We start from the raw sequence: 14,584 nt of genomic DNA on the forward strand, positions 1-14,584 counted from the left end.
GCTGAGGTCGACAGACACGGAGACGGAATCATGCGAGTCGTAGTCACCGGGGCGGCGGGCAACGTCGGCCTGCACGTCACCCAAGAACTTCTGCGTCAGGGGATGCGGGTACGTGCCGTGGACCGCCAAGCGTGCCCCGAGGAACTCCACGGCCTCCCACGCCTGCAATGGCATCAAGGAAGCGCCGACGATGAGCGCCTACTGGAGCAGGTGATGGACGGAAGCGACGCCGTCGCGCACCTAGCCGCGGTGCCGCACCCGCAGGACGAGGATCCACTGAACATGGTAGCCACGAACGTGCTCTCCACCTTCGCTACCCTGCACGCGGCCGCTGAGGCAGGAATCACACGAGTAGCCGTATCGTCGAGCATGTCGATCTACGGCATGGCCTGGACACCACACAGGTTCTCGCCAGAGTACCTGCCATTGGACGAAGGGCACCCACAGCGCCCGCACGACCCCTACGCGGTCACCAAGCAGACCGATGAGTCCATGGCCGCGATGATGCATCGACGCCACGGCATGGACCTCGTGTGCCTGCGCATGCCGTTCACCAACTCGGGGGAGATCCTGCGTCAGCGCATCCAGCTCGACCAGGCCGAGCCCGGTGGCGTGGGCGCGAAGGAACTTTGGGGTTGGCTCGACGCGCGGGATGCAGCGCGCGCCTTCCACCGTGCCCTGACCGTGCCGGTGCATGGCTACCACGCGCTGAACGTCGCTGCACCGACCACCACAGTCGAGACGGACACGAACGAACTGTTGGCCCGGTTCCACCCGGACACGCAGATCAGGACGGCGGTGTCCGGACCCCAGGGGCTCATCGACACTCGAAGGGCCGAACGCGTCCTCGGGTTCGTACCCGAGCACGACTGGCGCGACATGTGGCCAGATCTCGCAGAAGCCGCATCGGCCGTGGCGCCGAGATGAGTACGTCAACCGAAGGAGAACGGAACATGTCCGAGGCAGCACCGGTCCTGGCGAAGGCCCCGTGGCCAAGTCGACGTGGCACGCACATCACCGCCGTGCGCACGTTCCTGACCGCGCCGGAGAACGGCATCCCCTACTGCGTCGTCCGGATCGAAACCAACCAGCCGGGCCTGTACGGGCTCGGATGCGTCTCGGACCCCCAGCGAACCCACGCAGTGCGCACGGTGCTGGACGACTACCTCGGTCCCCTGCTGATCGGGCGGGACCCTGCGGACATCACGGACATCCAGCAATTGCTGCAGCTCAGTGGCTACTGGCGCAACGGGTCGGTGACCAACCACGCCGTCGGTGCCGTGGATATCGCCCTGTGGGACATCAAGGGTAAGGACGCCGGCTTGCCGCTATATGAGCTCTTCGGCGGTCGCGTGCGCACGGGCGCGGCGCTCTATGGACATGCGCACGGTAGCGAGATCGACGAGGTCATCGAACAGGTGCGTGCATACCAGGCCGAGGGCTTCGAGCACGTACGGGCCCAGGTTGCCGCACCCGGGGTCGACACCTACGGCAGCAAGACCGGATCGGAGCAAGCGCGACTGCGTCAGCGCACCCGGGACCTGCCGTGGGATGAAACGGGATATCTCCAGATCGTGCCCGAGATGTTCGCGAGGCTGCGAGCGGCCGTGGGACCGGAGGTCAAGCTGCTGCACGACGCCCATGAGCGGCTCACCCCGGTACAGGCGATCCGTTTCGCGCGGGAGCTCGAGCCCTACGACCTGTTCTTCCTCGAGGACGTGCTGGCCCCCGAGGACCTGGAGTGGTTCGCGGAGCTGCGGCAGGCCACCGTGGTGCCGCTTGCCGTGGGGGAGCTCATCAACGACCCGGCCAAGTTCGTCGCGCTCGCCCAGCGCCGGCTGATCGACTTCGCTCGCATCAGAATCGGCTGCGTGGGTGGCATCACGGTCGCTCGCAAGCTCATCGGGCTGTGCGAGTTCTACGGCGTCCGCACCGCGCTGCACGGCCCCGGTGACGTCGGGCCGCTCGCCCACGCGGCCAACGTCGCGATCGATGTCACTGCACCAAACTTCGGGGTGCAGGAGTACACCCAGTTCAGCGAGGCTACCCGGGAGGTGTTCCCCGGGACGTTGGTGGCCACAGACGGCATGCTTGTGCCGTCGGACCAACCGGGCCTAGGTATCGACTTCGATGAGGCTGCGGCGGCTCGGCACCCTTCACCCAAGCCGCTCGAGCACGACCGGTGGGCGCTCCTCAGGCGACGGGACGGATCAGTCACGCGCCCCTGAGGTCGAGCCGCCCCGGCCAGATCGTGTCGACTCTCAGGCACGGACCGCGTGATGTACCCCCCTCGTACCGCGCCCGGCCCCCAGCACCCCGGTTCATCCGTAGACTGCGTGTTGCCGATGCGCGACCGGCACGGTTGGGTAGAGGTGTGAGCGCATAAGCGCGGTCGCGTGCAGGCAGCAGGCAAGCGAGAGGTGAGACACGGTGAATGAGAGCAGGACGACCTCAGGGGCGGCCGGAGAGCCGTCCATCGGTTCCCTCGTCGGGAAGCTCTCGGAGACCTTCTCCAGGCTGATCCGCGACGAGTTGCAGTTGGTACAGGCCCAGATTGCAGAGAAGGGCAAGTCCGTGGGTGCCGGGGCGGGCCTGTTCGCCGGGGCGGCCGTGTTCGGCCTGTTTGGCTTCGGATGGCTGCTCTTCACCGCCTACTTCGCTCTCGCGGGCACCGCGCTGCCTGAGTGGGCGGCGGCGCTGATCGTGGCGGGCGCTCTGCTGGTGATAGCGGCGATCCTCGCACTGGTGGGCAAGACGCTGATCGCGAAGGGCCCCACCCCACAGCCCAAGGAGAGCGTGATGAAGGACGTCGAGGCGATCAAGCAGGGAGTGGGCAAGTGAGCGGCGAGAGCGAGCAGAAGCGCAAGCGCACCGCAGCGGAGATCGAAGCGGACCTGGCTGCCACCCGCGAGGAACTGACCCACACCGTCGACCAGCTCTCGCAACGGGTCGACCCGCGTCGCCAGGCGCAAGAGGCCAAGGAGAAGGCCCAGGCCGGAGTGACGTCCTTCGTCGAGGGGCTCAAGAGCGGCGACCCCAAGGCCATCGGCATCGCCGGTGCAGCAGCGGCGGCGGCCCTTGCGATCGTTGGCCTCTCGTTGAGTCGCCGCAAGAAGTGATTCATCCCACTGCGTGAGATGAATCTCCTCGCAGTACGGCGCGGATGGGCTCTGCCAGTTGGCCGACGGGCACATCCGCGCGATACGGTTGTTACACGACACATGACCATATCCCGGAGTCACTACGTCTCTTGACGGTGTGGTTCCGGCACTTACCGGTGGAGGGGGTCACGCCATGGGGCGCGGCCGTCAGAAGGCAAAGCAGACGAAGGTCGCTCGGAAGCTGAAGTACTACAGCCCCGAGACTGACTACCAGGCGCTCGAGCGCGAGCTGTCCTCGTCGTCGACTCAGACGGACCTCGCAGATCGGTACGACGTACCGCCTGCCGAGGACGTCGACGACGAATGGCAGGCTCCCCCGCACCGCCCTTGATGGGCTGACCTGCACCGTCGCTGCACGACCTCACCGGACGAACTCACTCGTCGGGTGAGGTCGTCGCGCGTATGCAGTCAGGGCGACCTGCCGCTCCCCGGCCCGGGTCGCCGAGCGGCAGCGCGCAGAACCGCACGCCGTCGCCCTGAGCGGCTGGTAGCGCCCGTCCGCAGCCACTCAGCGTGCCATATAGCACGCGTGTAGCCGTGGCAACGCAGGGGAACCGTCCTGGGACGAGAGCGGTCGCTGGGCATCGCTTCCCGCAGCATTCAGGACGTGCGGTACTCCCCCAACAGCCGTACGCCGCCACCCTGCACACCCTTGGTGCCACTGATGACGTCGGAGCCGTCAGAGTCCTCAGCCGAGCGCACGTGCCCGAGCACCCAGGCGGGCATGCCGCGTTCGGCGCACATCCGTATCGCGGCGTCCACACCTGCCTGCGGCAGCACGGCCACCATCCCGATACCGAGGTTGAGGGTGTTCTGCAGGTCCGACCACGGCACCGACCCCAGGCCTCGCACCACGTCGAAGACTGGCGGTACGACCCAGGACGACCGGTCCACGTCCGCCACCAGACCAGCGGGCAGCACCCGGGCAAGGTTCGCCGCGAGCCCCCCGCCGGTGACGTGGGTGAAGGCGTGTACCCCGATCCGCTCGTCCCGCGCGAGAGCGAGACAGTCGGCGGCGTACACCCGGGTCGGTTCCAGCAGTTCCGCACCGAGGGACCGGCCGAACTCGGGTACCTCACGGTCGAGCTCCCAGCCGGCTACCGAGATCACCCGGCGCACCAGCGAGTAGCCGTTCGAGTGCAGTCCACTCGAGCCCATGGCGAGGAGAACATCCCCCGGCTGTACCCGCTCCGGGCCCAGGACGGCGTCGGCCTCGACCACACCCGTCGCGGCACCGGCCACGTCGTACTCGTCCGGGTCCAGCAGCCCGGGGTGCTCCGCGGTCTCCCCGCCCACAAGTGCCGTACCTGCGGCCGAGCAGGCCGAGGCGATCCCGCGCACGATGTCGGCGATCCGCTCCGGAACCACCGATCCGCACGCGATGTAGTCGGTCATGAACAGGGGCTCAGCGCCCACCACGACGATGTCGTCGACGACCATGCCGACCAGATCGAACCCGATCGTGTCGTGCACGTCCATCGCCTGGGCGAGCGCGACCTTCGTCCCGACGCCGTCGGTGGAGGTGGCCAGCAGCGGCTTCCGATAGCGGGTCAGGGCTGTTGCATCGTAGAGGCCGGCGAATCCGCCCACGCCTCCCAGCACCTGCGGGCCGTGCGTGGCGCGGACCGCATCCTTCATCAGTTCGACTGCTTTGTCTCCCGCCTCGGTGTCCACTCCGGCCGAGGCGTAGGTGATGGGCTCGCTCACGGGTGGACCAGCGCTCCCGACCCGCCGGCGGAGACGCTCAGCGAGCGCAGTCCATCTTCAGGCTGACCGAGCGGGAGCTCGTCCTGATCGCCGAGTTGCTCGGCAGCCTCTCGCCCGTCGATCATCACGGGGTACTCGCCCGTGAAGCAGGCCGCGCACAACTCACTTGCCGGTCGCTCGGTCGCCGCGATCATGCCCTCGGTGGAGATGTAGCCGAGCGAATCCGCCCCGAGCCCCTGACCGATCTCCTCCGGGCTGAGACCGTTAGCGATCAGTTCGGCGCGGGTGGCGAAATCGATGCCGTAGAAGCAGGGCCACTTCACCGGCGGCGAGGAGATCCGCACGTGCACCTCAGCAGCACCAGCCTCACGGAGCATCCGGATCAGCGCCCGCTGGGTGTTCCCGCGCACGATGGAGTCGTCCACCACCACGAGCCGCTTGCCTCGGATCACCTCACGCAACGGGTTCAGTTTGAGGCGGATGCCGAGCTGACGGATGGTCTGGCTGGGCTGGATGAACGTGCGGCCCACGTAGGCGTTCTTCGTCAGTCCCTGCGCGAACGGGATCCCCGACTCGGTTGCGTACCCGATCGCCGCCGGTGTGCCGGACTCCGGCACCGGGATCACCAGATCCGCCTCGGCCGGGTGCTCACGCGCCAGCGTACGGCCCATCTCCACCCGCGCGGCGTTGACCGACCGTCCGCTGATCGTCGTATCAGGGCGGGCGAGGTAGACGTACTCGAAGACGCACCCCTTCGGCTGAGCATCGGCGAACCGGCGGGTCCGCAACCCGTCGGCGTCGATCGTGATCAGCTCACCAGGTTCGACCTCACGCACGAACGCAGCGCCCACGATGTCCAGCGCTGCGGTCTCGGAGGCGACCACCCAGCCACGCTCGAGCCGTCCCAGGACCAGCGGGCGGATGCCCTGGGGGTCACGGGCTGCATACAGGGTGGTCTCGCTCATGAACGCCAGTGAGAAAGCCCCACGCACCCGCGGGAGCACTTCGACGGCGGTCTCTTCGAGCGTGTGGTCAGGATCCCCGGATAGCAGCGCCGTCAGCACGGTGGTGTCGGAGGCGCATTCGTCGAGGGCACGGTCACGCACGGTGCTCCCGTAGCGCTCGCGCACCAGGTCGATGAGCTCGCCGGTGTTGGTGAGGTTGCCGTTGTGGCCGAGCGCAATGGTGCCCGACGACGTGGGGCCCAGCGTGGGCTGCGCGTTCTCCCAGGTGCTCGCGCCCGTGGTGGAGTAGCGCGTGTGCCCCAGGGCGATGTGCCCGGTCAGGGAGCGCAACGCCATATCGTCGAAGACCTGGGAGACCAGGCCCATGTCCTTGTAGACGAGAATCTGCTCACCATTGCTGGTGGCGATCCCCGCCGACTCCTGACCCCGGTGCTGCAGCGCGTACAGCCCGAAGTAGGTGAGCTTCGCCACCTCCTCGCCGGGGGCCCAGACGCCGAAGACACCGCAGGCATCCTGCGGGCCCTTCTCGCCGGGGAGGAGTTCATGGGTGAGACGACCATCTCCGCGTGCCACAACACCATGGTCCCACACCGGGCACCGGCTGCCCAATCACCACGGCACCGTGATCGCCTAGCGGCGCCACCATCACCGGGGGTGAGGTTGACGTCGGTTATGAGCCCATAACCGACGTCAACTTCACCCCCGGTGATGATCGAGTCAGTGTGACGGCGATAGGGCGCCACTAGGCGAGTGCGAATCTCACCGCGCGTTCGTCGACGTCCACGTGCGCCACCCGGACCTGCACCCGCTCCCCCAAGGGTAGTCCTGGGCCGGTGATCTCCGCCCGCACGGCGGGTTCAGCCAGGACCACGGTGCCCCGCTGTTCCCCGGTCCGGGGTAGAACGTCCTGCCCGGCGGAAGGGCCGCCGTCGTGAGTGTCCACCTCCACGATGACGCCCTCGAAGCGTTGCCCGATCCGGCCCTGCAGCAGCACAGCCTCGACGGCGTCGACGCAGGCGCGCTCATAGGCGGCCGAACGCTGACCGGCCCGGCCCATGATGCCCGGCAGGTCGTCGAGCGCCTCTCGTACCCAACCGGGGACCTCGGTGCCCGCAGTCGCGGCCAGGCAGATCTCCAGCCCATACCGGTCGACCAGCCGCCGCAAGGGTGCGGTGACGTGCGCATACTCGGAGGCGATCGCCGCGTGAGGAGAGTGGGCCGGCAGCTCACCGTCGAACGTGAGATAACCAGCACCGCGGAACAGGCTCGTAGCCTCCTGCAGGAACGCAGCGTGCGCCGGATCGGCGGAGTCCAGGCCCGAGAGCACCTCACCGTAGGGCCGGCCCTGCGGCCAGTCGATCCCGAGCCCGTGCGCAGCCCGGCGCACCCGGTCCACATCGCGCGGGTCGGCCGGTGGCAGGGTCCGCAACACCCCCACCCGGGCCTGACGCATCAGATCGGCCGCCACCATCCCGGTGAGCAGAGAGATCTGGGCGTTCCAGTCCTCCACGTCGAGCTGTGCCCGCTGGACGAGGCGGTAGCCGCCGTCATCGGCCACCACCTCCTGCTCCCGAATCGCCAGCGACGCCCCACCTCGGGCTCGCTCCTGCGCGGTGCGCAGCTGCCCGACTTCGCGCAGCAGGACCAGCACCTGGTCGAGTTCACCGGCCGGTTCGTCCCCGGCGTTCTCGATCCGCCGGGCGGCGTCGGCGTAGTCGAGCTGGGCGCGGCTGCGTACCTGCGCGCGCTGGACGCCCGCCTCCAGCACCGCCCCCTCACCATCGAGCCGGATCTGCCAGACGCATGCCGGCCGGGTCTGGCCCTCGAGCAGGCTGGCAGCAGCCTCGGAGATCACCTCCGGGTGGAGGGTGATCGAGCCGTCCGGCCCGTAGAAGGTGACGCCACGCTCGGCGAGCTCGGTATCGAGAGCGCCTCCGGCTTGCACGAACGAGGCAGGGTCGGCGATGGCGTACTGCACCACGTAACCTGCGCCGTCACGGGCGATATGCATGGCCTGATCGAGATCGCGCGCACCCGGCGGGTCGATCGTCAGGAACGGCACATCGGTCAGGTCGAGGCCGCCGGTGACCTGTTCCTCAGCAGCAGTCTCGGCTTCGGCGAGGGCCTCATCGGAGAACGGCCCAGGGACTCCCTGCTCGGTGCGGATTCGTTCCAGCAACGGGTGCACGGCGTGCTCGGCTGCGGGTGAGAGCCGGACGCGCCGACGCTGGGGGGACATGGTCATCGCGACCTCCGGTCGAGCAGCAGGGCGAGCAAGCAGGCCAGCAGGATCCCGACGGGGGCCAGGGTCAGTGCCACCACCAGGAAGAGTCCACCGTGGCCGAGGAACTCGGTCTCGTCGGCGAACGGGGTCGCGATCGCGGCGATCAGTACCCCCAGCAGACCGCCGAGCACAGCGAAGTTCCGGTACCGCGGTGCGCGGCGCACCTGGCTGCGGTCGACGGCATCGGCGATGCGGCGCTCCTCGCCGGGTTCGCCGCCGGCGGCTTGCAGGGGATCGGACGATGCACGAGCACCGGGCTCACCCTCGACGGCGGCGCCTGCGTTCGCGGATCCGCCCGCCGTGGCCTGATCATCCTGCCCGACGGCGGCACCCGCCCCGGCCGCCCCGGCCGCGACCTCCGGCACGCTCACCCCGGTCTCCTCTGGCTGATCGGAGGCCTCACGGCCTGGACCAGCGACGCCGTCGCGATCGGTCGGGTCATCGGTGCTCACCGGTCCACTGTAGTAGCGGGGAGTTCGCAGTTCTGCGCGTACACCTCGGGCCGAGAGTCCGCCTCGGGCTGGGAGTCCCTGGCGGCCACAGCTGCGGCCCGGCACTGCGCGGCCGACGACAGGCTCAGCCGACCGGAGGACCCCACAGCGGCAGCAGCGAGCCGAGGTCGGCGCGCTGACCAGAGGCCGCCACCGCTCCCGAGGCGACAGCCTCGTCCCACATCAGGCGCCCGGTGGCGAGCGCGAGGAAGGTCTCGGCGTCGGTCTCGATCACGTTGGGCGGCGTGCCGCGGGTGTGCCGCGGCCCTTCGATCACCTGCGTCACGCCGGCTGGTGGTACGCGCACCTCGACCGAATGACCGGGGGCACGGTCGGTGAGAGTCTGCAGGGCGTAGCGGACGGCGGTGGCCACCGATCGCCGGTCCGCCTCCCCTGCCAGCCACGCACCCACGGCAGACTCACCTTCGCTGGGGTCGATACGTCGTCGGGCCACGGCAGGAGAGCCTACCGAGCCCACAGCCACCCGAGGCCGCGCGCGTCCGAACTGACACAGATGCGTGGACCGCGGCGCCATGACGCACGGCCCTACGCATCCGTGTCGACTCGGGCAACGACCCGGCGCTGTGCCCACGCGGAGCCGGCCGAGAGACACGTGAAATCGATGAGTCACACCCCACACCCCACAAACCGGCCGTTGTGCGGTAGGGTTGAACCTGGTTGCAGTGAATCGCACGTCGGACGCCCCAGCCTTGAAAGGCTCGGGGCGTTTTTTCTTCACCAGGAAGAGCTGACGCCGGCACCGTGGCTGATTCGGACCCGACAGTCGGGCCCGAATTCTGAATGATGGAGAAACGCATGACCGTAGGCACCGTGAAGTGGTTCAACTCTGAGAAGGGGTTCGGCTTCATCGCCCCCGAGGACGGCACCGCCGATGTGTTCGCGCACTACTCGGCCATCCAGGCTGACGGCTACCGCTCCCTCGAGGACAACCAGCGCGTCGAGTTCGAGGTGACCCAGGGCCCGAAGGGCCCGCAGGCGTCGAACATCCGCCCGCTCTGACACTGACGCAGGCTGCTCCAGCATGGAGCGAACTGGCTTGCTCGACCGGCCGCCGTTGGTACGCCCGACGGCGGCCGGTTCCTTTTCTCGACCGGTCTGCTCACGCAGCATCGGCAACACCACCGAACCAGGGTGCCCGCGCGCCCAACCTTCACGCGAGAGAGGTGCGCGATGACCGCCACCGCCGAACGCCCACGAGATGCCTACATCAGCCAGTTCAGTGCACTGACACGGCAGGTTCGTGACAGCGGGCTGCTGCAGCGCCGCTATGACTACTACTGGCCACGCCTGATCGGCGCTGCCATCGCACTCGGGGCGATCATCGCCGCGATCGTGCTCATCGGCAGCAGCTGGTGGCTGATGGCCCTCGCCGTCGTCATGGGTGCAGTGATGACGCAGATCGCCTTCCTCGGCCATGACGCCGCGCACAAGCAGATCTTCAACTCACCGAAGTGGAACGACTGGACGGCGCTGGTGCTGGCCAACCTCTTCGTCGGGCTGAGCCACGGCTGGTGGCAGAGCAAGCACTCCCGCCACCACGCCAACCCGAACAAGCGCGGCTCGGACCCGGACATCGACCTGCCCTACGTGACCTTCACACCCGAGCAGGCCGACGAACGCCGCCGCCACCCGGCGATCGACTGGTTCCTGAAGCGCCAGGGTTGGTTCTTCTTCCCGATGCTGCTGCTCGAGGGTCTCGACCTGCACGTGACGAGCACCAAACGGGTCTTCGGCCGGGCGCCCCTGAAGCGGCGCACGATCGAGATCGTCTTCCTGGCGATCCGGCTGGTCGCCTTCCCGGCGTTCCTGTTCCTCGTGCTCTCACCGGGAATCGCCGGAGCGTTCCTCGGTGTTCAGCTGGCCGTCTTCGGTGTGTACATGGGCGCCTCCTTCGCCCCGAACCACGTGGGCATGCCGATTGTTCCCAAGGACATGCGCCTGGACTTCCTCCGCCGACAAACCCTGATGAGCCGCAACATCTCCGGTGGTCGCTGGGTCGACACCGCCATGGGCGGCCTGAACTTCCAGGTGGAACACCACCTCTTCCCCAACATGCCGCGCCCGCACCTTCGCCGGGTGGCACCGTTGGTCCGCCAGTTCTGCGCCGACCACAAAGTCACCTACACGCAGACCACCCTGTGGCGCTCCTACGGGATCGTCGTGCGGCACCTCAACGTGGTCGGCCTGGGCGCCAGGGACACCTTCACCTGCCCGCTGGTGGCTCAGTACCGCTGACCCGCCGGCCGAACCCCGGCCACAACAGCCGCTGGCCTGAACGGCAGATGCCCCGGACCCCGTGCAAGGGGTCCGGGGCATCTGCTTGATGCGAGGGTCAGGACCTGCCGGATGCCTTGCGCCGGATGATCATGACCACGCCACCGGCGAGCGCCAGGCCGAGAGCGATGAACACGAGCGTCCAGACGTTGCTCGCGCCGGTCTCCGGGAGGTGGCCGCCGGAGCCGTCGCCAGCGCCGTCGCTCCCGCCATCGGAGCCAGCTGATCCGATCTGCACCTCGAGCACCAGTTCGGTGCCGTTCACCGGGTCCGTCACCACGAGGTCCACCACGCCGACGGCGGAGCCTCCGGTGGCTTGGCGCTCACCCTGGCCGCCGGTCACCCCGAAGACCTCGGGCACCGTGACGCGCACCTCGGCCCGACCGATCTGGTCGGTGCCGTCGACTGCTGTCGCGTCCAGCGCGGCCGGCTCGGTGACCACACCACCGAGAGAGGTCTCGAGCTGGTCCGGCACCGGTTCCCCGGTGGAGAAGACGAACGAGAAGACGTCCACGGCGATCTGGTCGCCCGGGGCGTAGATCGCCGTCGGGTCGGACACCCAGGTGAGGCCAACCGAACGCTGGACGTAGTCGGGTGAGACGACCTTGAGCTCGGCGATGTAGCCAGCCACAGCATCGGGCAGGAGCGCGCCGGTCGACTCGCTTGTTCCCTCCGCGAGTGCAGAGAACCCGTCGCCGCCTGCCGCGAGCGCGGCCGACGTCACGATCGAGTAGGTCTCGCCCTCGGCGATCGGCTCACCGTCCAGCGTCATGGCCACGATTCGCTCACCGATCGGGGCGGAGGGGTCGAAGAGGTAGGTGAAGCCATCCGAGACACTGAGCTGCTGGCGCTCCCCGCCGGCGCTCCACTGCTGCTCAAGGACGCTTCGCAGCTGCGCCCCGGTGATCTCGACGACCACCACCTCCTCCAAAGGGATCGCGGCAAGCACATCGTCGGCGTATACGTCGCCGTTGGCCAGGTCCGCAGTGAGCACGCTCGTGCTGACAAGGCCGATCTGCGGCTCGTGCCCGAGCAGCTGCCCGACCCAGACCTGAGCGTCGGCGACGGTGTTACCCAGCGTCGACTCCCCACCAAGGTTGGTACCCGGCACCCGCGTACTGTCCGCGGCACGGTTGAGATCGTCGGTGAGTGAACCCAACGGCTCTGGCGCGACATCCGGTACGTCGATACCGACCAGGATCGGGTCGTGGTCAGATGCGCGGTACTGGGTACCGGGCTGGAAGTGCTCGCTCGCGAAGTAGTTGTAACGGGAGTACTCGGCGAGGACGGACTCGGCGGAGTTGATGCTCCAGATGTCCACACCGGTGACCCGTTCCGCGGCGGCTCCGTTGGCGTAGACGTGGTCGAGGGACCCGACCTTGCCGTCGAAGACGTACGTGGTCTCACCATTGTTGAGGTTGCTGTATCCGGCATCCTCAATGGCCAGGGCAGGGAGCTCGGCACTGTAGGAGTTGAAGTCACCGAGCAGGAAGATGTCGTCCACCTCGGCGGCTGCGGCCACGTCCTCGGCGAAGGTGGTCAGCGACTCCGCCTGGTCCACCCGGTCGGACTCGAAGCAGCCCTGCGGGAGATCGCCACAGTCTCCGCCCTTGGACTTGAAGTGGTTGGTCACCGCGAGGAAGGAGTAGTCCGTCCCGGCTGCGGTGAACACCTGCGCGAGCGGCTCGCGAGCGTTGTCGAAGGCCGGGTCACCGGTGAGGACCACCGAATCGCCCGCCACCTCGACCGTGGCCGGCGTGTAGATGAAGGCGTTGCGGATGACGTCCTGGTCGGCCAGGGCCGGCAGCTCGGACGGTGAGGCGGCGTAGGCCCAGAGGTCGTCACCGGCGTCCGCGTTCAGTGCCTCCACCAGCGCCGCGAGGGAGGCGTCCCGGTCGTCACCGAACTTCACCGAGTTCTCGATCTCCTCCAGGGAGACCACATCGGCGCCGAGCCCATTGATCGCGGCGACGATCTTCGCTTGCTGCCGCTCGAAGTTCGTCTCGTCCCAGGCGCCTCGTGGGTCACAGCCCCGGCGGACGGTGAGCGGGTTGTCCTCACGGTCGGTGTAGGCCTCGCACCCGGGGACGTCCTCACCGAAGGTGGTGAAGTAGTTGAGTACGTTGAAGGTCGCGAGTACCAGGTCGCCACCGACCTCGGCCGGTGTGGCGTTGGCTGCCTGCGTGTTGCCGCCGGCGAAGGAGACGAGATCATCGGCGTTACCAGTGACCGGCGCGGTGGGCTGGAAGTTCCACTGGTACCGGTAGTCCACGATCACCGGCTCGTTGAACTCCACGCTGACGCCGGTGCGCAGGTCTGGCGTGCCGGTCAGGTAGGGAACCTCGGCACTGGTGGAGGTTGCAGCAGACTGGCCGTCATCCAGGGTGACCGCGCGCGCCTCGTTGTCGGCGACCGCGGCGTCGTACTCGGCGGAACCGAGCGGCGCAACGTCGGTCTCCTGCAGCAACGGGCCGTCCAGTCCGAGACCGACGGTGCCGTATGCGGCCGAGCCCCAGCCGCCCAGGGCGTAGGTGTCGGAGACGACGTAGTCGCTGACCGGTGTCACGAGCATGCCTTCCACCAGCTCACGCTCGGCGTCGGTGACGCCGAGGGTGAAGTCGGCGATCGGCTCGACCGGCTCGGCGTCGACGTCCAGGATGCTCATGTGGCCGGCGTCGACGGTGATCTCGGTGAGGCCGAAGTACTCGGTCACCTCACCGGTGACCCGCACGTAATCACCGATCGCGACATCGCCCACGGTGGCTGAGGAGTAGACGAACAGGCCGTGCGAGGCGGTCAGCTCGGCCGGGTCGATCGCACCCCCGGTGCCAGGGGTCTGGATGTAATAGCCGTTGAAGCCGCCAGTCGGGTAGGCGGCGGTGACGACGCCGGAGGTGGTGACCGTCTGCCCCTCGACCGGGCTTACGTCACCCGGGCCCTGGATCTGGGCGATGGTGTGAGTGTCCTCGGCGGGCGGGTCCGGGTCTGGGTCCGGGTCACCGCCACCATCGGCGGTGTTCACAGCACCGAAGCTGTTCTCGGCCGGCCCGGTCCACACACCGTCGATGCGTTGCAGTGAGTGGCCGATCGGGGTGCTGCCGGGCTCGGAAACCCCGATGTCGGTGCTGTCGATCCCGTCCGCCGGCCCGCCCACGCCGGTGAAGGTCCCTTCGTAGGAGAGGAACTCCACGGCCATGCCACTCGAGTCGACGAGCGCCACGCCGTCAGGGCCGCCGTTCTGGATACCAGCGTGCTCAACGACGAGTACACCAAGGTCGGCGTCCCCGGCGGCTACCGTGCCGGTCAGCGGCAACGTGGCATAGGAGCTACCGCCATTGCCGTTGTAGAGCACCAGGCTCCACCCGGTGAGGTCAGTGCCAGCAGGCGCCTGCACCTCGATCGCCTCGCCGGCGTCGGCACCGTCGTTGTCATAGTGGATCTCGCTGATGAGGATGTCGCCGGTGCTGACCAGTCGCGGAGCCGGTCCAGGCACGGCACTGACGGCCGCAGCCGGCGCGATGACACCAAGGCCGAGTACAGCCGCAGAGGTCAGCGCTGCCAGCGGGCGAGCGAGGTGACGGGATAAGGGCATGGGGGTTCCTTCGAGTCTCGGGGGTGCTGGCAACCTATCCCCGATCACCGACATTTCGAGCGCGAATGGGGCGCCCGCCCGGAAATTTC

At 68.2% G+C, this 14,584-nt stretch carries 13 protein-coding genes; 7 read left to right on the forward strand and 6 right to left on the reverse strand.

Annotation, left to right across the window (positions count from 1 at the left end; all coding sequences use genetic code 11):
• Positions 1–30 precede the first annotated feature (30 nt).
• From IM660_RS16590 to IM660_RS16610, 5 genes are all read left to right on the forward strand, one after another.
• Positions 31–927, forward strand: a complete 897-nt coding sequence (locus tag IM660_RS16590; protein ID WP_193496897.1) for an NAD-dependent epimerase/dehydratase family protein — start codon at positions 31–33, stop codon at positions 925–927.
• 26 nt (positions 928–953) lie between these two features.
• Complete coding sequence (locus IM660_RS16595; protein WP_210769003.1) at positions 954–2,228, forward strand: enolase C-terminal domain-like protein; 1,275 nt, start codon at positions 954–956, stop codon at positions 2,226–2,228.
• Between the two features lie 202 nt (positions 2,229–2,430).
• Positions 2,431–2,841 carry a phage holin family protein gene (locus IM660_RS16600; protein ID WP_193496899.1) on the forward strand — a complete coding sequence of 137 codons (411 nt, stop codon included), beginning with the start codon at positions 2,431–2,433 and terminating at the stop codon, positions 2,839–2,841.
• Positions 2,838–3,119, forward strand: coding sequence for a DUF3618 domain-containing protein (locus tag IM660_RS16605; protein ID WP_193496900.1), 282 nt, complete (start codon positions 2,838–2,840; stop codon positions 3,117–3,119). Before IM660_RS16600 ends, IM660_RS16605 begins: the two co-directional genes overlap by 4 nt.
• Before the next feature lie 175 nt (positions 3,120–3,294).
• Positions 3,295–3,492, forward strand: coding sequence for a DUF3073 domain-containing protein (locus IM660_RS16610; RefSeq protein WP_159621637.1), 198 nt, complete (start codon positions 3,295–3,297; stop codon positions 3,490–3,492).
• A 269-nt stretch (positions 3,493–3,761) separates the two neighbouring features.
• Here IM660_RS16610 and purM read toward each other — a convergent pair whose 3' ends face one another.
• The 5 genes from purM to IM660_RS16635 form a co-directional block, all read right to left on the reverse strand.
• On the reverse strand, positions 3,762–4,868 hold the full coding sequence (gene purM, locus IM660_RS16615; RefSeq protein WP_193496901.1) for a phosphoribosylformylglycinamidine cyclo-ligase: 1,107 nt from the start codon (positions 4,866–4,868) through the stop codon (positions 3,762–3,764).
• The gene (gene purF, locus IM660_RS16620; protein WP_193496902.1) at positions 4,865–6,406 is read right to left on the reverse strand and encodes an amidophosphoribosyltransferase; all 1,542 of its coding nucleotides are present in this window, start codon (positions 6,404–6,406) and stop codon (positions 4,865–4,867) included. The genes purM and purF overlap by 4 nt, the downstream gene beginning before the upstream one ends.
• Before the next feature lie 169 nt (positions 6,407–6,575).
• Entirely contained in the window at positions 6,576–8,078 is a 1,503-nt protein-coding gene (locus IM660_RS16625) for an RNB domain-containing ribonuclease (protein ID WP_246465004.1), read from the reverse strand.
• Complete coding sequence (locus IM660_RS16630) at positions 8,075–8,569, reverse strand: hypothetical protein (RefSeq protein ID WP_193496903.1); 495 nt, start codon at positions 8,567–8,569, stop codon at positions 8,075–8,077. Before IM660_RS16630 ends, IM660_RS16625 begins: the two co-directional genes overlap by 4 nt.
• Positions 8,570–8,693: 124 nt before the next feature.
• On the reverse strand, positions 8,694–9,062 hold the full coding sequence (locus IM660_RS16635) for a sterol carrier family protein (protein ID WP_246465005.1): 369 nt from the start codon (positions 9,060–9,062) through the stop codon (positions 8,694–8,696).
• A gap of 362 nt (positions 9,063–9,424) precedes the next feature.
• Here IM660_RS16635 and IM660_RS16640 point away from each other — a divergent pair, with 362 nt between their 5' ends.
• Both IM660_RS16640 and IM660_RS16645 read left to right on the forward strand, forming a co-directional pair.
• Entirely contained in the window at positions 9,425–9,628 is a 204-nt protein-coding gene (locus IM660_RS16640; protein WP_159621632.1) for a cold-shock protein, read from the forward strand.
• 171 nt (positions 9,629–9,799) lie between these two features.
• Positions 9,800–10,864 carry a fatty acid desaturase family protein gene (locus IM660_RS16645; protein WP_193496905.1) on the forward strand — a complete coding sequence of 355 codons (1,065 nt, stop codon included), beginning with the start codon at positions 9,800–9,802 and terminating at the stop codon, positions 10,862–10,864.
• A gap of 97 nt (positions 10,865–10,961) precedes the next feature.
• On the opposite strand, the gene IM660_RS16650 is transcribed toward IM660_RS16645, so the two are convergent.
• Positions 10,962–14,495 (reverse strand): ExeM/NucH family extracellular endonuclease, encoded by a 3,534-nt coding sequence (locus IM660_RS16650; RefSeq protein ID WP_193496906.1) that lies wholly within the window; start codon positions 14,493–14,495, stop codon positions 10,962–10,964.
• Positions 14,496–14,584: the final 89 nt, after the last annotated feature.

The sequence above is a fragment of the Ruania alkalisoli genome (assembly GCF_014960965.1).
Lineage (GTDB): Bacteria > Actinomycetota > Actinomycetes > Actinomycetales > Beutenbergiaceae > Ruania > Ruania alkalisoli.

Bases quoted from the DNA above. Each gene is read 5' to 3' on its own strand.
- IM660_RS16590 (WP_193496897.1), top strand. From the start codon at position 31: ATGCGAGTCGTAGTCACCGGGGCGGCGGGCAACGTCGGCCTGCACGTC.
- IM660_RS16650 (WP_193496906.1), bottom strand. From the start codon at position 14,495: ATGCCCTTATCCCGTCACCTCGCTCGCCCGCTGGCAGCGCTGACCTCT.
- IM660_RS16640 (WP_159621632.1), top strand. From the start codon at position 9,425: ATGACCGTAGGCACCGTGAAGTGGTTCAACTCTGAGAAGGGGTTCGGC.
- IM660_RS16625 (WP_246465004.1), bottom strand. From the start codon at position 8,078: ATGACCATGTCCCCCCAGCGTCGGCGCGTCCGGCTCTCACCCGCAGCC.
- IM660_RS16645 (WP_193496905.1), top strand. From the start codon at position 9,800: ATGACCGCCACCGCCGAACGCCCACGAGATGCCTACATCAGCCAGTTC.
- IM660_RS16595 (WP_210769003.1), top strand. From the start codon at position 954: ATGTCCGAGGCAGCACCGGTCCTGGCGAAGGCCCCGTGGCCAAGTCGA.
- IM660_RS16610 (WP_159621637.1), top strand. From the start codon at position 3,295: ATGGGGCGCGGCCGTCAGAAGGCAAAGCAGACGAAGGTCGCTCGGAAG.